This window comes from Terriglobus sp. RCC_193 (assembly GCF_041355105.1).
In the GTDB taxonomy this organism is placed as follows: Bacteria; Acidobacteriota; Terriglobia; order Terriglobales; family Acidobacteriaceae; genus Terriglobus.
The window spans coordinates 654,996-676,994 of the sequence record NZ_JBFUPK010000002.1 but is presented as its reverse complement, the minus strand read 5'-3'; the positions used below and the strand labels follow the sequence as shown (position 1 = coordinate 676,994).

Sequence of the window (21,999 nt, the reverse complement as noted above, 5' to 3'; positions counted from 1 at the left end):
GTGGTACATACAGAGGGTTGAGCGACAGTTATACTTCGTTCGCATATGAAGATGGCTACGCGGCTGCTTGCTCTCCTGCTCTTTATCCCCTTGTTCTGCCACGCGCAGAGCAAGCCTTACACGCAAATGTATGTCTTCGGCGACAGTTACTCCGACTCTGGTGCCGGCTACATTGACGGCAATGGACCAACAGCCATCGTCTATCTCGCACAACGCCTCGGCATCCCCTTCACTTACTTCGGCGACCCGAAGACAAACAGCGAACACCCCATCCGCGAAGGTCTCAACTTCGCCGTCAGCGGTGCACGATCCGGCGAAGGCAAAGGCAGCTATGGACCACATCGCGAGTTGCTGGGCCGCGGCATGTGGAACCAGGTGGATGACTTCGCCACACTCGTAAAAGCAGGCGACATACACTTCGATGCCAAGCAGACTATGTTCTTTCTGCTTGGCGGCCTAAACGATCGCACACTCCCTGCAGGCCAAACACGCGACCATGAAGCAGCACTCATTGACACGCTTTACGCCCTCGGCGCGCGCCGCTTCATGGTCGCCTTATTGCCGGTGAAGATTCCGCAGTTCGCCACCGCAGGCGAACGCGCCAACGCCGAACTCACCACGCTTCCGCAACAGATGAAATCAAAGTATCCGGACATCCAGATCGCGCTCAGCAACTGGGGTCCATTCTTTGATCAAGCCATCATGCACCCATCACAGTACGGCTTCACTAACACCACGGATAAGTGCGCCGGACGCGCTCTACGCAATGAAGACACCACGCCCTGCGCCACACCGGAAACCTACTTCTTCTACCACGAAGGCCATCCGTCAACCGCCACACACAAAGTAGTAGGCAACATGCTGTATGAAGAAGCAGTAGCCCTCACGGAGTAAGCCATAGTTACATAGGAAAAAATGCACATACCTGCCACGACCCTGACGTACCTGATCCTGATCTTCGGCCTGCTGGTTGTGCCCCGCGCACTCCAGCGATTCCGCATACCGGCGCCTCTTACCTGCTTCGCCCTCGGCATCCTCGTCGCCATCTTTTTCAAGCCGCTGGTCGGCGATCGCGTTGGAACCGTGGTTGCCACCTTCGGAATCGCGGCGCTCTTTCTTCTCGCCGGTCTTGAGGTTGATCTCGTCGAGATCCGTCAGCAGCTGCCGCGACTCAGTGGGTACCTGGCCAGCCGTACTGTTTTTCTCTGTGCATTCGCATGGGTCGGCATTCGTTATTTTCATATGTCATGGCAGGCGGCAACTCTGCTGGCGCTTGGTCTGTTGACACCGTCCACCGGCTTCATCCTCGACACGCTACCCAACTCCGGCCTCGACACCAGCGAACAGGCAGAGGTAAGCATCGACGCCATCGCCGGCGAAATCATGGCGCTCTTGTTGCTCTTTCTCGTCTCTCAGTCGGGATCAATGGTTGTGCTTGGTACGTCCGCACTTGTTCTTCTTCTGCTTATCGTCCTTACGCCGTTTCTGTTTCTGTTCTTCGGCAAATACGTCGTCCCGTACGCGCCAGGGTCTGAGTTTTCTCTTCTGCTCATGGTCGGCATCGTGTGCGCAGTCATCACGCAGAATCTTGGCATCCATTACCTGATCGGCGCGTTCATCGCAGGAATAATCGCCAGCCTTCTCAAAACACGAATGGCAAAACTCGCCTCTCCAGAAAACCTGCACGCCGTGCGCCTGTTCTCTTCTTTCTTCATCCCCTTCTACTTCTTTCATGAGGGGATGGACATACCCTCAGGCGCGCTGGTTCTCAAGTCTCTTCTCTATGGAGTGCTGCTCTCCATCGTTGTGATACCCATCCGGCTCAGTAAGAACTGGCTGCAGACGCGTTATCTCTCGCATCGAACAGCAAAGGCAGCCTTCCGCGTTGCCATCGCGCTTGAGCCAACGCTGATCTTCACACTCGTCATCGCAGGCGTCCTCCATGAAGCATTCCATATCCCCGATGCTCTCTACGGAGGTCTTCTGGTCTACGCCGCAGTCACAACGATCCTGCCATCATTGGTTCTCCCTGGCCTGTCCATCGCCACAGAACCAGAGGCGTAAACGTAAGTCACGCCACGCTCGCAACACAAGCGATTACTGAACAATCTTCCAGCTCGGATCAGGATCAAACGCGGTCATTGCAGAGACAGTCTGAACTGTGTTCGTTCCCAGATCCTTTTCCAGCAGCACGCCGTCCTGGTTCATGATGAAAGTCATCACGCCTGAGTTTCCGTACTCTGCGGGATAGGCAACGAAGGCGAAACCATTCGTCATCTTTCCATCCACGAAATAAGCCCTAGCACCACCCGGAGCTTTATCGGTCTGACTGTTAAGCATCTTAAACAGGTAGCCATGAAACGTGGTGTGTCCGCTCGGGTTTGCCGCGTATCCCTCAGCGGTTGCGGAAGCAGCCAGGGGCCCAAGCGGACTCGGCGGCTGACCTTCGCTGGTCTTCCAGTACAGTCCGTTCTGCTTGCCCGGATCACTTAGAAATTTTGCTGCGTATTGTTTTGCGGGTTGACCATCATGCGGTTGGCTAAAGTATTCCGCCTGTGCGTCTGCAATGCCTGCGGCGATGTCCATCACGTCAAACTCATTCTGTCCCACGCGCCGCGACAGAACTTCTTCTTTTCCAGCCGCGGTATCAAAGAACCACTTGCCGTCAGCGTTCTTCCGCAGAGGAATCGGGAATGGATAGTTATCCGCGCCAATCACCAGTGACTCGCTGCCGTCGTCCAGTCTGCGCCAACGATGCATCTCCTCATACCGAGCGATAAACTTCATCGCGGCATTCTTGTCCTCAACAGAGTCGCCAGAGTAGATGACCGGCTTCGAATCCGGGCCGAAGATTCCAAGAATGGTGCCTTCGTCTTTCGATTTCACTGCTGCGACCAGAGCGCTTGCCGCATCCTCCGGAGAGGTGAACGTTTTAGCAGAAGGCTCTACCGCCTTATTGCCATCAGAACGATTGCAGGCGGCCAGCGGAAGAAACAGGGCGAGCGCCAGCAGACGGGTCGAAAGCGCGAGTTTGCGATTTTGCATCGACATTTTCCTTCTCCAGAAGCTTTCTCGTAACGCTATCTGCGGCCTCTGAAGCCGCCACCACCACGGCTTGCGGCGCCCCGCGCGCTTGCCTGTCTTGATTCCCAGCCGCTGCCGTTCCCACCAAAGACGCCACCACTCCGTTGCGCACCGAAGCCACGGTTGCCTCCCGTATTGGTGTAGACATGGCCATTAACGTCCACGGCCCGGTTGCCATTCGCGGTCCGCACAGCAGCCGCGCTATTCCCACGTGCTCCCGTTCCCGCAACAGCCGCACCACCGCGTGAGTTCTCAACAGCCGCAACGGAACCGCGGGCAGTAGTTTCATGCTGGGTATAGGTCGTCTGACCGTTCCTTGAGACGACCGAGCTACCGGCATTTCCATAGGCATTCGCCGCCTGGTGCGTGGAAGCGTAAGCGCCGGTGCGAGCGTTATAAGCCTGCCCCGCTGCGGCCGCACCATTCGGCCCCGCAACCGCACCTCCGCGAGCAGCAGTGCCCGTGTAAGGGTTGTAAGCCTGCCCCGCTGCTCGCGCCCCGTAAGGAGTGGAGACGGCTGCTCCACGCGCGTAGGTTCCTGTGGTCGGGTTATAAGCGCGTCCGGCAGAAGCCGCGCCATAAGGTCCATAGGCGGTCACGCTGGAGCCATACACGCCACCGCGCCACGCCCTGTTTCCGTAATAAACATTGCTTCGGTAAACAACCGCGCCACCATGCCAGTTGCAGTTCCAGTAGCTGTAGCCCCAACCGCAGCAGTTGTTGTTGATGGCCGCACCCACCGCAATGCCAATACCAAAGGCAAGCAGCGCTGTTCCCACCACCGCCGCGGTGCTATAGCCAGGCGTTTGCACCGGCGCACCGTACACCACCGTGGGGTTGTACTGCGGAACGTACACCACCTGCGGATTCGTGGGCTGGATCACGATCACATCCGGCGATTGCTGCACCACCGTGATCTGCGAACCTGTCTTCAGATTGCCCGCAGCTTTCGCCTTGGCACGCAGCGACTGAATCGCGGTCATCACCTGTGCGGCCTGCGTGTGATACGCCTCGCCCAGCGATGATGTCCAGCTCAGGTTCTTCACCATGTTGTCCAGCACAGACGGAAACTGCGTCAACGCCTTCACACTGGGGTCCCATGACTGTTTGTCCACCGCTTGAGAGAGCGACGTTCCGGTCAGCTTCTTGTTCTGATCCAGCCAGTCGTGCGCGGCAGTCACCTGGTCAGGAAAGGTTGCTGCTCCCAGCACCTGCGCAACCAGCGCATCCGGATAAAGCGCAATCGGAGCCACCACCTGTTCCAGCTCCGCTTCGGAAAGCGGCGCCGGTTGAGGAGCAGAATCAGTCGCCGGTGCAGGTGCCTGTTGCTGCGCAAGAGCGTGCAGTTCCGTTGCCGGAAAGACCAGCAGAAAACTCAAAACTACTGCTAAAAACTGCTTGAAACAGGTCCTCACCATCACGTTCTCCCCTGCAGGAAAGACTTTGGCGGTTGCGTGTATTTCAGGCGATGCAACGCAACGCTCAGCCAGTACACAGATTCCGCACGTAACCAGCTACTGTGCATTCGAACAGGCGAAGAACTGTATTTTGGAGCACACCAAACCCTTGAGAACGGCTCATAGCACTCCTCGCGTCACAACGTCTCTGGATTCTGCCGTTACTTCGCCAACGCCGCCGGAATCGGATTATCTGGCCGCTCCGTATCCCAGTAGATCTGCAAAATCCAGTAACGCGTGCCATCGTTCAACAGCTCCCAGCTATTCACCCCGCGTGCCTGTGCCGTGGTGTCCGTGGGGGTGTGAAAGATCGCGTACGACTCGTAGACATGCGTCATATGCCCAAAGCTCTGCTTCTCATACGCGATGGGCTTTTCATAAAACGTCTGGTTCCCCGCACGCGCCTGATAGTCGTCCGTGGAGAGAATCGTCAGGTCCGCGGCTCCTGTCTTGCTGTGGCGCACGATCGTCATCCGTCCTGATCCCGGAACAAGCAGGCTCTTAAAGCGATTCCAGTCGCGCGGCTTTCCGGCCTCGCCAGAGATGGTGTCTGACAGCGCCTGAATGATCGCCTCAGGCGACTTCACATCCTCCGGATTCGCCTTAGGCCAGTCCGGATGCGACGCAATCACACCGGGCACAGGTGCCGGACGCGGGGTGGCTGCTGCCGGTTGCTGTGCCCCACTGCTTTGTACTGCCATCAGCATCGCTGCCGCCAGAATCATCTTTTTCATCGTCGTCATCCCTCATGCACCATTTCCGTTGCTCACCGTAACAAATTTTTCATCTCTTCCCCAACCGCAAAATTTGTTTGGCCCTCACAATCCACACATTCCCGTAACCCTGTGCAAACAGTGGACAAACCCGATATTCCTCAGCCCAAACGGCCAGCCTGTGGATACAAAAGCCGTAACAATCCCCGCAACCACGCGGTTCGGCCCCCGCTTTCCACTTCCACACGCCCCTCCGGCGCACATTGCCTGTGAGGAACCCTGTGGAATACGGGTAAACCTGGCCACCCTATAAGAAATCTCCTCCCCGCGACACACAGCTTCCGTTCTTCGCGGACACTTTTTCTGAATCTCGTCCACCACTTAACTCCTGCCACAACAACATCATGGGACGTTCATCCACATTTCCTCGGCAAACGACTACGACGGCTATTTCAATCTTTCCTTTTCACTCAGGTTCTTAAAAGCAGTCTTCGCATCCACCGTGTTGGAACTCGCGTGACGCCGTGTCCCTGCTTTCCACGGTTTCGTACGTACCTTCCACATGCCCCGGCCCGCTACGATTAGCCCTGTCAAACCACCACGAACCCGCTTTGTTACCCATCCTCAAAAGCAGCCTTGGGAAACGCAGCAGCGCGGTGATACGCTGAAATCCACTCAGGCATCCGGCCCACAGTCCGTTCCGTAACGCTGACTCAAACCGTTGCCGCCGCACACAAAGATTTGTCCTGAACTCTCGGAGGTCTCTCCCGTGTCCACCACTGCTTCGCTCCCTTCGATGGAAACCAGCGGCGCCGCTCCTACCGGCAATCTCGATATCACGGTCACTCGTGCGGAACTCCTTCGCGAACTGACCGCCGCACAGTCTGTCGTGGAACGGAAGACGACGATCCCCATCCTGTCGAACTTCCTCTTTGAGGCCGACGGCGAACGCCTGACCATCACGGCCACCGATCTGGACCAGAGCCTGCGCACCTCCTGCCCGGCACGCGTGAAAAAGTCCGGCGCATGCACCGTTCCCGCCCGCAAGCTCTACGACTATATCCGCCTGCTGCCGGAAGGTGACATCTCCATCAAGCTGATGGATAACCACTGGGTGCAGATCCGCGCCGGTCGCTCCAACACCAAGATGGTGGGCATGGCCCGCGCCAACTTCCCCCAGGTGCCGGAATTTCCCACCGTGGGCGCGGTCAAGGTGGCAGCACCCTCGCTGAAGAGCCTCATCTCCAAGACCATCTTCGCCATCTCCAGCGAGGAGTCGCGCTACACGCTCAACGGTGCACTGCTGGTCCTCAAGGCAGAGTCCATGGCCATGGTCGCCACGGACGGCCATCGTCTGGCCCACGTCGAGCGCTTCGGCGAAACACTCGAAGGCATCTCCGGCGAAAAGAAGACGCTCATCCCGCGCAAGGCGCTGGGTGAACTCTCATCTCTCCTGGCGAACACGCCCACCAGCGAAGATAACGACTTCATCGAATTTGCCGACGACGAAACCACCCTCTTCTTCCGCATCGGCGGACGCGTGCTCACCAGCCGCAAACTCACGGGCCAGTTCCCCAACTACGAAGCTGTCCTGCCGCGCGACAACAACAAGTTCGTCATCGTCCGCAGCGAAGACCTTATGGGTGCTCTGCAGCGTGTGTCGCAGTTTGCCGACGAGCGCAGCGGCGCCATCAAGATTCGCCTGGAGCAGAACGAACTCCGCATCTCATCGTCCTCAACGGACGCGGGTGAATCAGAGGATTCCATCGAAACGCCATACAACTACGACCCGCTCGTAGTCGGCTTCAACTCGGCCTATCTCATCGACTTCCTCAAAGCCATCGGCAACACCGGCGAAGTACGTCTCGAATTCAAGGACGCACAATCCGCAGGCCAGATGCGTCCGGAAGACGCCAATGAAGACCAGAAGTATCGCTACATCCTGATGCCCATGCGCATCTGACGATCTGCCATTGAGGCCTCGACGCGCTTTGCGCGTGTTCGTGCAACGACCAACACCTGAAGAAGCCCGGCCTCGCGCCGGGCTTTTCTGTTTTCTATCGAAGCGTTAAAAAATCGTTCGCGTACACAATCATTTACTGACATACTGGCAACGATCTTCCGCCACTCAGAAACATCGTGATCCATCCGTAGGCATATGCCCGCGGGTAAGTTGTTGCAGCACCCATTTCCCATGAGGTGATGATTCACATGACAGGCCTGCAGATCTTTACTCTCTTTCACGTAGCGTTAAGCCTCATCGGCATCGCAACCGGTTTTCTGGTTCTGCTCGGCTTCCTGGGCAGCTCGCTTAACCGCACGTTGAATCTTGTGTTTCTTACCACAACCGCACTTACCAGCATCACAGGCTTCTTCTTTCCGTTTCACGGAGTCACACCGGGTATTGTGGTCGGCGCCATATCGTTGGTGTTGTTTATTCCTGCCATCCTCGCCTATCAAAAGGGATGGATGAAGACCTACATCGCCACCGCATCCATCCTGCAGTTCTTTAACGTGCTGGTCCTCATCGTGCAGAGCTTTCAGAAGATTCCGCCACTCCACCAGTTCGCACCCACAGGCAAGGAACCCATCGTGGCCATCCTTCAACTTACGGTGCTCTTGTTGATTGCTGCACTCGCCGTTATAAGCATCCGTCGTCAGCGTCTCGCATAACGCGAGAAAACATCCCGTAACCACGACTCTTCCCTCGCTCAGGGAAGCATCTGCATTCAGGGCCGTTTGAACCCCCAGACCACCACTTCCTCCAAACCAGATACACTAGGGAACGCAATGGCTTGGTTCAAACGGCAAGACAATGAGATCGTCTCGGAGACGGAGCGCACTGTCCGCACCGAAGGTTTGTGGGTCAAGTGCCCGGATTGCGGCAAGGCGATCTTCCGCGCGGAACTGGATGCAAACCTCCAGGTCTGCCCCCACTGCGGCCACCACTTCAAGATGGACGCCCGTCGCCGTATCGAACTGTTGCTGGAACCCGGCTATGAACTCGTCGATCTTGACCTGAAGTCGACCGACCCGCTGAACTTCACGGACCTCAAGCCCTACAAAAAGCGGCTTGCCGAAGCGCAGGCCAAAACCGGCCTCAACGATGCCATCGTCAACGCCGTAGGCAAACTCAACGGTCGCGACATCGTCATCTCGGCGATGGAGTACAGCTTCATTGGCGGTTCGATGGGTGCCGTCGTGGGCGAAACGATCGCCCGCGCCGTGGACCGTTCGCTGGCCACGCGCAGTCCGCTGCTCATTATCTCCGCCAGCGGCGGCGCACGCATGATGGAGGGCATCGTCAGCCTCATGCAGCTTGCCAAAATCTCAACCGCGCTGGGCCGCCTCGCAGACGAGAAGATTCCCTACATCAGCCTCATGACCGACCCCACCACCGGCGGCGTCACCGCATCCTTCGCCATGCTCGGCGATCTCAACATCGCAGAGCCCGGAGCCCTGATCGGCTTCGCTGGCCCCCGCGTCATCGAGCAGACCATCCGGCAGAAGCTGCCTGAGGGCTTCCAGCGGTCTGAGTTTCTGCTGCAGCACGGCTTCCTTGACGCCGTGGTCTCACGCAAGGACACCAAGGCCTATCTGGACCGCGCATTTACCTGGATGACGGCATAAGCCAGTTCCCAAACTGGTTCATTTCTCAATGCCTGCATCGCCTTTCCGGGCGACAAATGCCGGCGGCCAGTGTTTACTGCTGCATAGAATTACCGTCCAACGGGATGTCCGCAGACCGTGCGATTCTGCCCGGTATCCCATTTTGTGCTTGAATTTAGCCACTTGAACCAGAACCAAGGTCCCTCAATGACGCATGCCTCAGCCTTCCCCCGCCGTTTCCGCAGCGTGATCGCCGCTGTGGTTTTGTTCGCCGCAGCTGTGTTTCCCGCACTTGCAGCAGGCCAGGTAGCGCGACGGTTATATTCGCTGCCCTCGTCGTCAGACCCCCGCGTCTCGCTGCCAGCCACCGTCTCGCCGCGCGTCAAGACGGCCTCCGTTCTGGGCCACCTCGGCGGCGAAACCCAGCTCACCGGCATGTCGCTGGTTCTGAAGCCGACCGATGCGCAGGCCGCCGCCTTGCAACAACTGCTCGTGGATCAGCAGAACCCGTCTTCGCCGCAATATCACAAGTGGCTCACACCGCAGACCTTTGGCGAACAATTCGGTCTGTCCGATGCTGACCTCAGCATCGTAAAAGACTGGCTCTCGTCCAAGGGTTTTACCGTGGACGAGGTAGCGCCCAGCCGCAACCGCATCGTCTTCTCCGGCACCGCATCGGCAGTGGAGAGCGCCTTCACCACCACCCTGCAGCGCTTCCACCGCGCCGACCAGGACTACTTTGAGAACAGCACCGCCATCAGCCTGCCGCAGTCCCTGGCAGGCGTGGTCAGCGGCATCACCGGCATCAGCAGCTACCACATCCAGCCCATCCAGAAGTCACCGCTTGTCTCTCCCTTATATACAGCTACTTCAGGCTCGCACTATCTGGTGCCATGGGATTTCCGGCAGATTTTTGGCATGAACACCTTGATTTCCCAAGGTTATGACGGCACGGGAATCAAGATCGGCGTCATCGGTCAGTCCTCCGTTACCTCGGCGCAGCTTACTTATTTCCAGCAACTCACCGGGCAGACACAGAAGCTTCCCACTATGGTCTTGGTGCCGAACACCGGCAGTTCAGGCCAATTGAGCGCGAGTGATGAACAGGAGAGCGAGTTAGATCTGGAGTATGCCAGTGGCTCCGCACCTGGGGCGCAGGTGCTTTTTATTTACACCGGTACCAGTACAGCCACCACAAACAATGGCGTCTTTACAGCAATGATCTACGCCATCACCAACAATCTGGCGCCCATCCTCACATTGAGTTACGGAGCTTGCGAGAACGAAGCTTCCTCTTATGCCACCACAGTGCTTGAGCCCGTGCTGGCGCAGGCGAGTAGTCAGGGCCAGACCATCCTCGTTTCCTCGGGTGACTGGGGCCCGACTGCATGCGAAACGCCTAACAGCGCTGGCGTCGTTGCCGTCGCGCAGGGCGGACTATCCGTCTCCTATCCGGCATCATCACCGAATGTAACGGCGGTCGGAGGAACCACGCTGACCGGAACCACCTCCCAGTATTGGAGTTCCCCCAATAACAGCTACGGCGGCTCCGCTGTGGGATACATACCGGAAACCGCATGGAATGACTCTGCTGTGGTCGGATCACTTTCTGCCAGCGGCGGCGGCGCCAGCGCAATCTTCGGAAAACCTTCCTGGCAAGCCGGAACAGGGGTTCTTTCAGACGCACACCGTGACGTACCCGACGTCGCTTTTCCATCCTCCGCACAGACCAACGGATATCTCGTCTGCGTTGTCGGAACCTATCAATGCACGAATGGTTCGACCTTCGGGAATTCTTCCGGTGCTTGGATCTACGGAGGCACATCGGCAGCCGCGCCAAACTTTGCTGCGATGCTGGCTATCGTTGAGCAGGCCACTGGAAACACCGGTGGCCTTGGCAACATCAACACCAAGCTCTACACATTAGCCGCTGGCAGCAGCAGCACCAGCGTCTTCCACGACATCACCACCGGCAACAACGCCGTAACCTGCAAGGGAGGCACGACTGGCTGCTCTTCCACCAGTGCCAGCGCCAGCGGCACCATGGGCTACAGCGCCGGTACAGGCTATGACATGGTCACCGGTCTTGGTTCGCTCGATGCCAGCGGCCTGGCCACGGCACTCAAGTCCTCCACCGGCACCAGCGGAAAGCTGACACCTACCGTAAGCCTCAGCGCGGGCAATAGTACGCCCGCGGGTGGCACCACGGATCTTTTGACCGTCACGGTCGGCGGCTCTGGCTCCACGCCTACCGGTTCCGTAGTGCTGTCCATCGACGGCACCAGCGTTACTACCTTCACATCGGCCGCGAGCAGCAACACTTACACCTACACGGTGCCGGCCTGTACCACAACCACAGCCAGCACCTGCATTCACTCTGCCACCGCGCTGTATGCCGGCGATACAAACTACTACAGCGCCAGCAGCACCATTAACCTCACTGTCACCTCTACGGCCACTGTCACTAGCATTGCTCTTACCCCCGCGGCGTCCACTCTTACCGTGACCAGCGGCAGCACCGGCACAGACGTCCTCACCATTGCCAGCACTGGCTTCGCCGGAACAGTTTCCTTCAAGGTAAGCACGACCGCCTCTCTCACCGGTTGCTATAGCCTGCCATCGGCCACCGTCGCGGCCAACGCATCGGCCACGTCCACCCTCACCTTGTACACCTCCTCGGCAAGCTGCGCCTCGGCCAGCGCCACGTCGGTGAGTTCAAAGTTTGCGTCCTCCTCGCTGCCCGCACATGGTCCTTGGCAGCGCGGTGGCGTAGCCGTTCTTGCGGCTGGATTCGTAGGAGCATTTTTCCTGCGGAAACGTATCCGTCCTGTGACGCTGCTGCTTGTACTGCTCTCTGCAGCAGCCATCGGCCTGTCCGGTTGCGGCGGCAGCAGCAGTACCACCTCGACCAGCGGCACAACCGCAGCGAAGGGCAGCTATCCCCTCACCATCACGGCCACAGGCGTTCCATCCAACGGTGCAGCCAGCATCACCGCCACCACCACGGTCACATTAGTAGTCCAGTAAAAGAGGCAACAAGTCACCCCGGCTCTGCTTCCATGCAGGGCCGGGGATGTCTCGTCTCCACTGTGTTGCAATGGAATCATGCGTGAAGGAACCCCCTCCCGCACGGCCTGGCGCGTGGCGCTGCGTCGTGCCGCCCACCAGGTCTTTGATCAACCCCTGGTCTTTGACGACCCACTGGCACTTCGCATCCTCGGCCTCTCCAACAGCAGCAACTGGGACGCAGAGGGCCTGCGTGCCCCCGACCGTCCCCACTCCATCAGCCTGCGCGCATTCCTGGTGGCCCGCAGCCGCTTCGCGGAAGACATGCTCACTGCTGCTGTCTATGAAGGTGCGCGGCAATACGTTCTCCTCGGCGCAGGCCTCGACACCTTCGCCTATCGCAATCCCTTCCCGCAGGTACAGGTCTTCGAAGTCGACCACCCTGACACGCAGGCGTGGAAGCTCTCCCTGCTTGAAGACCACGACATCTCCATCCCGCAGCAGGCACATCACGTAGCCGTCGACTTCCATCATGACGACCTCGCCGAACGTCTTCGCAGCACCGGCTTTGACCCCACGCAACCCGCCGTCTTCGCATGGCTCGGCGTGGTGCCGTACCTCACAGACGAAGGCTTTACGGCAACTCTGAACTTCCTCTCCTCCTGCGCACACGGTTCCGTCCTCGTATTCGATTACGGCATGCCCCGCCATGCCCTGCCGCCCCTGGAACGCCTCGCGCTGGACTCCATGTCCGAGCGTGTGGCTGCCGCGGGTGAACCCTTCCGCCTCTTCTTCCTGCCGGACGAGATTCACCAGCGTCTGCACCAATCCGGCTGGCAGCTACAGCACGACCTCGATCGCGACGCCATCAACACGCGTTACTTCACCGGCAGCAACCTGCACGTACTGGGCAGCGGAGGCCATCTTCTCGCGGCAAAGCTTGCCCCATAGGCCATCGATTCGCATCTCACTTTTCACGAGGAATCGTGACCATGAATGCAGTGCGCCTCTACGAGTATGGCCCGGCAAAGAACCTGCACTATGAAACCGACGTCCCAGACCCTGAGATCGCGGACGACCAGGTGCTCATCGCCACTGCCGCCACCAGCATCAACCCCGTGGACTGGAAGATGCGCTCCGGCGAAGCAGCCGCTCGCTTCCCTCTCACCTTCCCCGCCATCCTCGGCCGCGACGTCAGCGGCGTGGTGCGTGCCGTAGGCAAGGATGTGCAGGGCGTCAGCATCGGCGACCGCGTCATGGCCTTCAGCCCTGATTCAGGCGCCTACGCCTCGCTGGTCGCCATCAAGGCCGTGAACCTCACCCACACACCCGAAGGCCTCGACCTTATGGAAGCCGCTGCACTGCCCCTCATCGTCCTTACCGGCGACCAGCTTGTCCGCGAAGCCTGCGCCCTGCAGCAGGGTCAATCCGTGCTGGTAACAGGAGCGCTCGGCAGCGTGGGACGCGCGGCTGTGCACAGCGCCCTCACGCTCGGCGCCCACGTCATTGCCGGTGTACGCGCCTCGCAGGCGGAGGAAGCAAAGGAACTCGGCACACACGGCATCCTCGCCATGGACGACGAAGCCGCCCGCAAGAACATGGGCACGGTAGACGCCATCGCCGACACCACAGGAGAAAAGGCCACCACACCGCTGCTCAACCACATCCGCGAAGGCGGCGTCTGCGGCACTGTGGTCACGCCGCCGCCAGATGTGTCGCTCCATTCCGGCGTCCGTCTCGCCCGCATCATGGCGCACCCTGACCCCCAGCGTGTCCTTGCCTTTGCGGAAGATTACCGCGACGGCAAATTCAAACTCCCCATCGTCCGTCGTTACGCCCTGCATGAAGCAGCAGAAGCACAGGCCTTCGCCGAAAAGGGTGGTACCGGCGGCAAGATACTTCTTCTCGCGTTGTAGTCGCGCATCCGGCGAAAACGGCGCACAATTTAGTGTGTGCTGGTGCTTGCCTCCATTGTCGTTGCTGCATGGATCTATCTCGCGGTGGCGCATGGACGTTTCTGGCAGGCAGGGCCGGAGCTTCCGAGCCATGTAACTCCGTCGCAGATGGCACGCGTCGCCGTGGTGATTCCCGCACGCGACGAAGCACCGCACATCGAACACACCCTCTACGCATTGCTGCGGCAGGACTACCCTTGGCCTCTGCGCATCATCCTCGTCGACGACAACAGCACCGACGGCACTGGCGAAATCGCCCGTGACCTCGCCGCAGAAGATCCGCGCCTCACCGTCCTACAGGGCCAACCCCTGCCCTCAGGCTGGACCGGCAAAATGTGGGCCGTATCGCAGGGTCTGAAATATGCCGAGGACGCAGACTACGTGCTGCTCACCGATGCGGACATTGTGCATGCGCAAAGCCATGTGGCGCAGTTGGTAGCGGCAGCACAGGCAGGTGGTTACGACCTAGTCTCAGAGATGGTGCGCCTCCGTTGCAGGACGCTGCCGGAGCGCTTCGGCATTCCCGCATTCGTCTTCTTCTTTGCCATGCTCTATCCCTTCGCTCGCGTGGCAGACCCTCGCAGCAAAGTGGCCGCAGCTGCCGGTGGCACCATGCTCCTCTCACAGGCCGCACTGCGCAGGATCGAAGGTGTCTCGCGCATCCGCGCCGAGCTGATCGACGACTGTGCACTTGCACGCGAAGTCAAACGCGGTGGCCATGCCACATGGCTCGGCCACGCCACGTGCGCAACCAGTCTGCGAGAGTATCCAAAGTTCGCCGACATCTGGCAGATGATCGCCCGCACCGCCTATGTGCAGTTGCACTATTCACCTCTGCTGTTGCTGGGAACAGTCGCAGGCATGTTGCTGCTTTACGCCGCGCCCATCGCACTCGCGCTGCACACACACGGCGTAACCATGTGGTGCGGCGCGGCGGCATGGGTGCTGATGGCGGCGCTGTTCCAACCCATCCTGCGGCGCTATCAGCAGTCACCGTTGTGGGGCATCGTCCTGCCACTCATCGCCATGTTCTACATGGCAGCAACCGTGGCTTCGGCTGTGAGGTTTTATCGCGGCAAAGGTGGCCAATGGAAAGATCGAACCTACCCGGTCACTTAATAAATACAAAAGGGCAAGAAGGAAGCTTGATACTCTTTCGGACATGAGCGAATCCGTCGAGATCGAAAGAAAGTCTCTAAAGGTAGCAAAATTATCGGCTTGGGTTAGTGCTGCTGGGTTCATTGCTGCGATATTGTCAGTCTATTTCGTCTACCAAACGCTTGAAGATGCCAACAAAAATTTCCAAGCAGATAAGCGCCCATGGATAGGAGTAGAGCTTCCACTAGGCGACAAATCCGAGCTCAAAGTATTCGACGAAATTCAAGCTGGGCAAAAGATTGAATGGGTACTACCGTGGAAAAATTACGGAAACTCACCCGCACTAGACGTTCATGAGCGTTTGGAGCTTCTACTGACTGGCCCTGGTTCTGGAGGATGGGATGGGACGGTCGATTGGAGAGATGTTCAAAATAAAATCGAAACACTTAGCATGCCACCTGAAGTAAGCAGTCAACTGTTTAACGGTCAGATTCTTCCAGGTCATGGTGCATCGGACACGATAGTGGATCAAGTCATAGCGGATAGGGTGAACGCTGGGCTTCAACGGGCTATTCTAGGTGGCCGGGTGATCTACTATGATGAATTTCAAAATCGTCATGAGACCACTGTTTGTGTTCGATATGTAGCTCCCGGAGAGGGGCACCCGGCAGGCTGGACACAATGTCCCTTAAAGACGATTGCTGACTGAGCAATAGATAGTTGCAACGCAATATGCAAGGGTTTGGTCATTGCCAAGCCCTTGCATATCCAAAGCTTAATCTGCACTTTAATTCAGCGTCTCCATCAACTTGCTGATTGTGGAGCTCAACGCCTTATCTGACCTGCGCTGCTCATCAATCTTCGCAATGGAGTGCATCACTGTCGTGTGGTGCTTGCCGCCAAACTGGCGACCAATCTCTGGCAGCGAAGCCTCCGTCATCTGCTTCGCCAGGTACATCGCAATCTGCCGCGGCACCACGATCTGGCGCGAATTGTTCTTCTGTTTCAACTCGCTGATCTTCATGCCAAACTGCTCTGCCGTGGCCTTCTGAATGGCTTCGATAGTGATCTTGCGCGTTTGCGTATCAATGAACTGCTTCAGGCACTGCTGCGCCGTGGCCAGCGTAATCTCCACGCCGTGCAGGCTTGACCATGCAATCAGGCGAATCAGCGCACCCTCAAGCTCACGCACGTTGGTGCGCACATTGCTGGCGACGAACATGGCAACATCGGTCGGCAGCGTAACGCGTTCGCTCTCTGCCTTCTTCTGCAGAATCGCCACCTTCGTCTCCAGATCCGGCGGCTGAATGTCGACGATCAATCCCCACTCAAAACGTGAACGCAGACGATCATCCAGCTCCGCCAGTTCCTTCGGCGGACGATCGCTCGTGATTACGATCTGCTTCATGCTCTCGTGCAGCGCATTGAACGTATGGAAGAACTCTTCCTGCGTACGTTCCTTGCCGCTGATGAACTGAATATCGTCAATCAGCAGAACGTCCACCGTGCGATAACGATCGCGGAAGCCTGTCATCTTGTCATAGCGCACGCTGTTGATCATCTCGTTGGTGAACTTCTCACCGGAGACATACATGATGTTGGCGTGCGGATTGCGGCGCTTCACCTCATGCCCAATGGCATGCATCAAATGCGTCTTGCCCATACCCACGCCGCCATACAGGAACAGTGGGTTGTAGGCCTTCGAGGGACGCTCTGCCACGGCCTGCGAGGCAGCGTGGGCAAACTGGTTGCCGCTGCCGATCACGAAGTTTTCAAACAGGTAGCGCTGATTCAGTTGCGCAGCCGTGTTCCAGTCAAAACGTGCCTGCTCTGCGCTGGGTGCCTGTGGTGCGGCACCGCGTCCCGGCGCCAGCGACGAAGACGTCTGCGGCGCATTGGGCGAGTGCGAAGGCAGCGGCGCAAAGCCACCATCCTCGCGCGTCTTTGGTGTTGTGGGGTCATCCTCCGCGGTCACAAAGCGGACATCGTCCACTTCCAGCGTCAGGTTCTCAATCGCTTCCTGGATCAGGTCCGCATAGCGGTCGCCGATGTGCTGAAACTGTTGCGAGGGGATGCGAATGTAAAGCGTGCGACCGTTCGCATGGGAGAAGCGCGTGGGCTTCAACCATGTGTGGAACGACTGCCGGTTCACCTTCATCTCAAGCGCGCCCAGGATACGTGTCCAGGCGTTCTGCGGAGCGGTTACGGTCGATGCCGTGGGTCCAAATGACATCCGGTTCTTTCCTTGCCTTGCCGGACCAGCGTCCGGGCGTTCACTGTCAAACCTTGGCTGCATTGCCTTGGGGGGAACTGCAGCCGCGAGCGAAATTTTTGAAACAACGAAACCCTTTCCGCTCTGCACTGCCTGGCGGATGCGCACGTCTGTTTCTGTTTTGAAAACCGTCGGTAGAGCCTTGACAACTACCGATCAGTGATGTGATGCAAATTCAAATCAAGCCAATCAAGCTGGACTCACGCCCTTCTCTGCTTGAGGAACGAACCTGATGGTAGCACGATGAGAAGCACTCTCTGGAAGCCCCATGTCGCAAAAATTTCACGAAAAAAACACTTGCACCAAAGGTGGTGAAAGGTGCCACCAACGGTAAGAAATACGTACATCACAAGGTACGATTTTCCTTGCCACGGATTCTGCAAGGGTGTACATGGCGCACCTGTAGGAACATGCAGTCGTTGCAATAGGTCCTACGGCGCGTCGCTCAGTGTCATCTTTGTTCGGCCCTGCGCATCCATCCAATCCTGCAATATCACCATGGCCGCCACACGATCCAGCAAGCCTTTGCGCTCAGCCCCGCGAGCATAGCCACGCGCATCCAGCCACGCATCCGCCTCTGCGGATGAAAGCCGTTCATCCTGTAAATGGACAGGCATCGCAAAGTGTTTCTGCAACACGGCTGCGTATGCTTCACACTTCAACGTCTGCGTGCTCGCAGAGCCATCCATATTGCGCGGATGCCCCACCACCATCGCGGCAACGTTGTGCTTGCGCACCAGTCGCGCAATGTTGCGCATCTCTTCCTTCTGGCTTGAGCGCCCCATCGTAATCAAAGGCTGCGCCATACCCAGCGCATCGGTCACGGCAATGCCCACACGCCGCTCCCCCACATCAAACCCAAGCACATGCGCAACATCGTTCATGCATTCAGCATAGAACTTCATTGCGCCTCGGAAATGGGTGCCCCAGGTGCGCGAAGCGAACCTGGGCATTCGCGCAGAGCGCGATCCAACAGCCAAAGCCCGTCATTCTGAGCGCAGCGAAGTATCCCGATGAATCATCGCCCTGCACAATCATTGGTACATTCCATCCACGAAGCCAGCTTCGCAAACGCGAAGCTCATACGGCCAAAGGCCGTCATCCTGAGCGAAGTCGAAGCATGCCCTCGAGCAAAGCGAAGGGGACCTGTATTCCTCTCGCACCACTACAACGCAAAAGGAAACCAGCAAAACCTAATTCGCCTCAGGCTGTTCCATCTTGTCCACCACCAGCACCGGGACAGGAGCCTTTGCCGACGTCAGCTTCACACCAAGCTGCTCTCGCAAAGCCGTGTAGATGCCGGGCGTCGCAGCCTCAGGCAATCCATTGTCTGTGTTTGAAGCGCTGCTCGCTTCCGGCGTCCAGTGGAGTTCCATGTCATACATCCCGGCCAACGAAGTCTTATCCACCACCACCCGCTCCACCAGCGGCGAAAGACCATTCACAAACTGCGCCATGGTGATGGCTTCTACCTTGACCAGTCCTTGCGTAAAGGTCCATCCACTGCCATGGGCCACAGAAGGGGTTGGTTTGAACTTTGGACCGCCGGGCAATACTGCCAGTTCATAGACCGGCTCCACGCGCAACTCATAGTGGTAGCGCAACTGGAACTGCTCCGCCAGCACCGCCTGCAACATCCTGCTGCGTTGCTCGCGCGTCATGTTCTGCATCAGCTTCAGATCGCCTTCGCTGACTTTGGCGTTCACATCCCACGTAGTCTTCTCTGCCCATGCGGGCAAACCCGCAATCAGCCACTTCTTCACCCCAAAGGCCTGCACCATGAGGAATGTCAGCGGAACATTCTTTGCTTCAAAGACTAACCCAGCCCAGTGAATACCACCGTCCTGGCTGGGATCGTTCTTGTCATGCGGACGAACTGTAATTGCGTCAAACTGCGGTGTGTCCTGCGCCGCAGCAACGCGCGTTGCACTCAGCAACACAATTGCATAACAGCATCGTCGCCAAAACCCCATCGACCGCAACGTCAGTTCTCCTCCGGCTGCAAAATCTTGTCCACTACCACCGTAGGCACAGGCGCTTTATCCGCCGTTATCTTCAATCCAAGCTGTTCTTTCAACGCATCCACAATCGTTGCTGGTCGATCGCTATCTGCCGCACCGTTATCGCCGCCGTTTGCCTGCGACTCCGGCTGCCATCGGAACTCAAAATCGTACTCCCCCGTCAGGCCCGTCTTATCGATGATGGTGCGTCCCACCATCCCCGACAGCGTACTCGCCAGATCGGCAAGCTTTTCATTCTTAGCCTGTGCCACACCGTTGTTGATTGAAAACGAACTGCGTCCAAACTTCGGCAGCGGTTCACCCGGCGGCAGCGGCGCACTCTGTTTCAGCTTCACAGCATCCGGCATCGCCGTCATCACAAACACCGGCTGCACCTTGGTCTCGTTATGCGCCACCAGCCCAAAACGATCATGCAGAATGCTGCCAATCAACACAAGCCGTTCCGGCCCGGTGAGCTTATCAATCGGCTTCATCTCTGGATCGGTGACCTTCGCCATAAGGTCCCATCGCGTGGACTCCGCCCACGGCGGCAACCCGAACACCAGCCACGGCTGCACATCGTACGCAACAGAAACCAGGCTCTTCAGCGAAAGGTTGTGTCCCTCCAGCCCGCTGCTTGTCCATCGTCGCCACATGGAGGTGTCGCCTTCTTTGTGCGGCTTCACCGTAATCACATCGAACTGCAACGGTGTCTTCTCCTGCGATACCGCCACATACGGCAACACCATCACCATCGCAATCATCACCTTCGCTATTCGCATTGCCTCTCCAGTAAGTTCGTCATTCTGAGCACAGCGAAGAATCCCGACACATTCTCCTTCACCTACACTGCGCAAAGCTCCCAGCCAAAGAACCAACCAGCTTCGCAACACGAAGCTCCTACGAATGAAGTTCGTCACCAGCGAAGCTCTTACGGTCGAAGGCCGTCATCCTGAGCGAAGTCGAAGCATGCCCTCGAGCAAAGCGAAGGGGACCTGCATTCCTCTCGCACCACTACAACGCGCAAGGAAACCAACAAAACTTAATTCGCCTCAGGCTGCAAAATCTTATCCACCACAACAGTAGGCACAGGCGCTTTATCCGCCGTCAGCTTCAACCCCAACTGTTCCTTCAGGGCTTCAAAGATGGCCGGTGGTGCATCGCCGGTGCCGTTATCCGTTCCTGCATTGGCACGGCTTTCCGGTGTCCATTTCAACTCCACATCGTAGTTCCCGGTAAGCCCGGTCTTGTCCACGATGGTGCGTTCCACGAAGTACGACAGGTTGCCCGCGAGCTGTGGCATCGGCATATCCGTCGCCGAAAGCGAACCCGGCCCCATGCGCCACATGCCGTGCGGCTTCGGCTTCTCGCCTTCTGCATGCGGCAGCGGCGCAGGGCTCTCTTTGAACTTCGGACCGTCGGGCATCACCGTCAGCAGAAACACCGGCTGCACCTTGCTCTCTGTGTGCACCACCAGGCCGAAACGTTCCTTCAGAATGCCGCCAATCATGGTGCGGCGCTGCTCATTCGTAAGGCTCGACATCACCTTCACGTCCGGCGCGCTCACCTTCGCATCAATGTCCCAGTGCGCCGATTCTGCCCACCCAGGCAAGCCAAACACCAGCCATGACTTCACGTCGTACACGTTGCTGATCATGTTCTTCAGCGTCATGTTGACCGCTTTGTAATCGGATTGCCCCCAGTGCATCATCATCCTGTCTTCGCCAGGCTTATGCGGCTTCACGGAGATGACGTCAAACTGCGGCACCTCACCCGTGTAACCTCCACTACCGGATTGCAGCGGAGGCAGCGGCATCTGGGCATCACAAGCCGCAGTCCCACATAACGCAAGACCCAGCACGATGAGACGAAGACGATTCAGGCTAATCATGGTTGCAGATGAGACACGCACGGCCCCTCCGATGGTATCTGTACAACGTTGTAAATCGAAATGCCGGAAGTTAGTTCGCATCCGGCATCTGCACATGATCAATCACAATCGTCGGCACCTCAGCCTTCGCAGGCGACAGCTTCAACCCAAGCTGTTCCTTCACTGCCGCAAAGATCGGCGGAGGAGCCTCTTGCCCTGATCCGTTATCGCCACCGTTGTTCTTCTCGTCCGGCGTCCACGACAGCTCCAGCTCGTAACCGTTCTCGCTGTGCAGGTCCGTCTTGTCCACCACCGTGCGCTCCACGCGATACGACAGGTTCTCCGCAAAGCTCTTCATGCTCACGTGGTGCGCCACCATGTGGCTGTCGGACGTGCTCGTGCTCGCGCCCGGACTCTTACCCGGAGTACCGTCATCATTCTTCGGTGGTGGCGCACTCTCCTTGAATTTCACACCCTCCGGCATCGCTGTCATCTCAAACACCGGCTGCACCTTGCTATCCATGTGCAGTTGCAGACCAAAGCGTTCCTTCAGCAGCGCCTTTACCATGTCATTGCGTTGCTCGCGCGAAAGATTCTTCATCACCGCCGGATCAGGCTCGCTGACCTTCGCAACAATGTCCCACTTCTGCGACTCAGCCCACGGCGGCAGCCCAAAGATCAGCCACGCCTTCACGTTGTAGTTGCCCGCGATCATCTCTTTCAACGAGATGTTCGTCGCCTGCAGATTAGTCGGACTGCGGCTAACGCTCGTGTTGTTGTCACCAGCCTTGTGTGGCTTGATCGTCACCACATCAAACACCGGCAAAGGGCCCGTGTACGGCGTCTGAGCACGGCACATCGCAGAGCCCATGCCACAGAGGACAAGAGCCAGAACAAACAGGCGGCAACGATTCAGAGTGAGCATAGTTGTAGGT

Annotated in this window: 19 protein-coding genes; 10 read left to right on the top strand and 9 right to left on the bottom strand. The window is 58.0% G+C overall.

What is annotated here, in order from left to right:
- Nucleotides 1–51 precede the first annotated feature (51 nt).
- Both AB6729_RS11555 and AB6729_RS11550 read left to right on the top strand, forming a co-directional pair.
- Complete coding sequence (locus tag AB6729_RS11555; RefSeq protein WP_371081770.1) at nucleotides 52–894, top strand: SGNH/GDSL hydrolase family protein; 843 nt, start codon at nucleotides 52–54, stop codon at nucleotides 892–894.
- 21 nt (nucleotides 895–915) lie between these two features.
- Nucleotides 916–2,064: a cation:proton antiporter gene (locus tag AB6729_RS11550; RefSeq protein WP_371081769.1), complete on the top strand. Its 1,149-nt coding sequence runs from the start codon at nucleotides 916–918 to the stop codon at nucleotides 2,062–2,064.
- 33 nt (nucleotides 2,065–2,097) lie between these two features.
- Here AB6729_RS11550 and AB6729_RS11545 read toward each other — a convergent pair whose 3' ends face one another.
- From AB6729_RS11545 to AB6729_RS11535, 3 genes are all read right to left on the bottom strand, one after another.
- Complete coding sequence (locus AB6729_RS11545) at nucleotides 2,098–3,051, bottom strand: DUF2950 domain-containing protein (protein ID WP_371081768.1); 954 nt, start codon at nucleotides 3,049–3,051, stop codon at nucleotides 2,098–2,100.
- Between the two features lie 29 nt (nucleotides 3,052–3,080).
- A complete protein-coding gene (locus AB6729_RS11540; protein WP_371081767.1) occupies nucleotides 3,081–4,463 on the bottom strand; it encodes a DUF3300 domain-containing protein in 1,383 nt (460 codons plus the stop codon).
- 239 nt (nucleotides 4,464–4,702) lie between these two features.
- Nucleotides 4,703–5,275, bottom strand: a complete 573-nt coding sequence (locus AB6729_RS11535) for a hypothetical protein (protein ID WP_371081766.1) — start codon at nucleotides 5,273–5,275, stop codon at nucleotides 4,703–4,705.
- A gap of 775 nt (nucleotides 5,276–6,050) precedes the next feature.
- On the opposite strand from AB6729_RS11535, the gene dnaN reads away from it, so the two are divergent.
- The 8 genes from dnaN (at nucleotide 6,051) to AB6729_RS11495 (ending at nucleotide 15,631) form a co-directional block, all read left to right on the top strand.
- On the top strand, nucleotides 6,051–7,217 hold the full coding sequence (gene dnaN, locus AB6729_RS11530) for a DNA polymerase III subunit beta (protein WP_371082617.1): 1,167 nt from the start codon (nucleotides 6,051–6,053) through the stop codon (nucleotides 7,215–7,217).
- Nucleotides 7,218–7,456: 239 nt separating this feature from the next.
- Nucleotides 7,457–7,927, top strand: a complete 471-nt coding sequence (locus tag AB6729_RS11525; RefSeq protein WP_371081765.1) for a hypothetical protein — start codon at nucleotides 7,457–7,459, stop codon at nucleotides 7,925–7,927.
- A gap of 117 nt (nucleotides 7,928–8,044) precedes the next feature.
- Nucleotides 8,045–8,884, top strand: coding sequence for an acetyl-CoA carboxylase, carboxyltransferase subunit beta (gene accD / locus AB6729_RS11520; RefSeq protein ID WP_371081764.1), 840 nt, complete (start codon nucleotides 8,045–8,047; stop codon nucleotides 8,882–8,884).
- A gap of 186 nt (nucleotides 8,885–9,070) precedes the next feature.
- Nucleotides 9,071–11,890 (top strand): protease pro-enzyme activation domain-containing protein, encoded by a 2,820-nt coding sequence (locus tag AB6729_RS11515; RefSeq protein ID WP_371081763.1) that lies wholly within the window; start codon nucleotides 9,071–9,073, stop codon nucleotides 11,888–11,890.
- Between the two features lie 78 nt (nucleotides 11,891–11,968).
- Nucleotides 11,969–12,820, top strand: coding sequence for a class I SAM-dependent methyltransferase (locus AB6729_RS11510; RefSeq protein WP_371081762.1), 852 nt, complete (start codon nucleotides 11,969–11,971; stop codon nucleotides 12,818–12,820).
- A 41-nt stretch (nucleotides 12,821–12,861) separates the two neighbouring features.
- On the top strand, nucleotides 12,862–13,785 hold the full coding sequence (locus AB6729_RS11505; RefSeq protein ID WP_371081761.1) for an NADP-dependent oxidoreductase: 924 nt from the start codon (nucleotides 12,862–12,864) through the stop codon (nucleotides 13,783–13,785).
- A 42-nt stretch (nucleotides 13,786–13,827) separates the two neighbouring features.
- Nucleotides 13,828–14,943: a glycosyltransferase gene (locus AB6729_RS11500; RefSeq protein WP_371081760.1), complete on the top strand. Its 1,116-nt coding sequence runs from the start codon at nucleotides 13,828–13,830 to the stop codon at nucleotides 14,941–14,943.
- Nucleotides 14,944–14,986: 43 nt separating this feature from the next.
- Nucleotides 14,987–15,631: a hypothetical protein gene (locus tag AB6729_RS11495; protein WP_371081759.1), complete on the top strand. Its 645-nt coding sequence runs from the start codon at nucleotides 14,987–14,989 to the stop codon at nucleotides 15,629–15,631.
- Nucleotides 15,632–15,709: 78 nt separating this feature from the next.
- Here the strand turns inward: AB6729_RS11495 and dnaA are convergent, their stop codons facing one another.
- From dnaA to AB6729_RS11465, 6 genes are all read right to left on the bottom strand, one after another.
- Nucleotides 15,710–17,155 (bottom strand): chromosomal replication initiator protein DnaA, encoded by a 1,446-nt coding sequence (gene dnaA / locus AB6729_RS11490; RefSeq protein ID WP_371081758.1) that lies wholly within the window; start codon nucleotides 17,153–17,155, stop codon nucleotides 15,710–15,712.
- A gap of 470 nt (nucleotides 17,156–17,625) precedes the next feature.
- Nucleotides 17,626–18,099: a Holliday junction resolvase RuvX gene (gene ruvX / locus AB6729_RS11485; RefSeq protein ID WP_371081757.1), complete on the bottom strand. Its 474-nt coding sequence runs from the start codon at nucleotides 18,097–18,099 to the stop codon at nucleotides 17,626–17,628.
- A gap of 288 nt (nucleotides 18,100–18,387) precedes the next feature.
- A complete protein-coding gene (locus tag AB6729_RS11480) occupies nucleotides 18,388–19,134 on the bottom strand; it encodes a TIGR03435 family protein (protein ID WP_371081756.1) in 747 nt (248 codons plus the stop codon).
- Between the two features lie 44 nt (nucleotides 19,135–19,178).
- Nucleotides 19,179–19,976 (bottom strand): TIGR03435 family protein, encoded by a 798-nt coding sequence (locus AB6729_RS11475; protein WP_371081755.1) that lies wholly within the window; start codon nucleotides 19,974–19,976, stop codon nucleotides 19,179–19,181.
- Nucleotides 19,977–20,236: 260 nt separating this feature from the next.
- On the bottom strand, nucleotides 20,237–21,106 hold the full coding sequence (locus tag AB6729_RS11470; RefSeq protein ID WP_371081754.1) for a TIGR03435 family protein: 870 nt from the start codon (nucleotides 21,104–21,106) through the stop codon (nucleotides 20,237–20,239).
- A 49-nt stretch (nucleotides 21,107–21,155) separates the two neighbouring features.
- A complete protein-coding gene (locus AB6729_RS11465; RefSeq protein WP_371081753.1) occupies nucleotides 21,156–21,989 on the bottom strand; it encodes a TIGR03435 family protein in 834 nt (277 codons plus the stop codon).
- Between the last annotated feature and the right edge of the window lie 10 nt (nucleotides 21,990–21,999).

Excerpts from the sequence above, each read along its gene's own strand:
- AB6729_RS11555 (WP_371081770.1), top strand. The coding sequence starts at position 52 with ATGGCTACGCGGCTGCTTGCTCTCCTGCTCTTTATCCCCTTGTTCTGC.
- AB6729_RS11550 (WP_371081769.1), top strand. The coding sequence starts at position 916 with ATGCACATACCTGCCACGACCCTGACGTACCTGATCCTGATCTTCGGC.
- AB6729_RS11545 (WP_371081768.1), bottom strand. The coding sequence starts at position 3,051 with ATGTCGATGCAAAATCGCAAACTCGCGCTTTCGACCCGTCTGCTGGCG.
- AB6729_RS11535 (WP_371081766.1), bottom strand. The coding sequence starts at position 5,275 with ATGAAAAAGATGATTCTGGCGGCAGCGATGCTGATGGCAGTACAAAGC.
- dnaN (WP_371082617.1), top strand. The coding sequence starts at position 6,051 with ATGGAAACCAGCGGCGCCGCTCCTACCGGCAATCTCGATATCACGGTC.
- AB6729_RS11525 (WP_371081765.1), top strand. The coding sequence starts at position 7,457 with ATGATTCACATGACAGGCCTGCAGATCTTTACTCTCTTTCACGTAGCG.
- accD (WP_371081764.1), top strand. The coding sequence starts at position 8,045 with ATGGCTTGGTTCAAACGGCAAGACAATGAGATCGTCTCGGAGACGGAG.
- AB6729_RS11515 (WP_371081763.1), top strand. The coding sequence starts at position 9,071 with ATGACGCATGCCTCAGCCTTCCCCCGCCGTTTCCGCAGCGTGATCGCC.
- AB6729_RS11510 (WP_371081762.1), top strand. The coding sequence starts at position 11,969 with ATGCGTGAAGGAACCCCCTCCCGCACGGCCTGGCGCGTGGCGCTGCGT.
- AB6729_RS11505 (WP_371081761.1), top strand. The coding sequence starts at position 12,862 with ATGAATGCAGTGCGCCTCTACGAGTATGGCCCGGCAAAGAACCTGCAC.
- AB6729_RS11495 (WP_371081759.1), top strand. The coding sequence starts at position 14,987 with ATGAGCGAATCCGTCGAGATCGAAAGAAAGTCTCTAAAGGTAGCAAAA.
- dnaA (WP_371081758.1), bottom strand. The coding sequence starts at position 17,155 with ATGTCATTTGGACCCACGGCATCGACCGTAACCGCTCCGCAGAACGCC.
- ruvX (WP_371081757.1), bottom strand. The coding sequence starts at position 18,099 with ATGAAGTTCTATGCTGAATGCATGAACGATGTTGCGCATGTGCTTGGG.
- AB6729_RS11475 (WP_371081755.1), bottom strand. The coding sequence starts at position 19,976 with ATGCGAATAGCGAAGGTGATGATTGCGATGGTGATGGTGTTGCCGTAT.
- AB6729_RS11465 (WP_371081753.1), bottom strand. The coding sequence starts at position 21,989 with ATGCTCACTCTGAATCGTTGCCGCCTGTTTGTTCTGGCTCTTGTCCTC.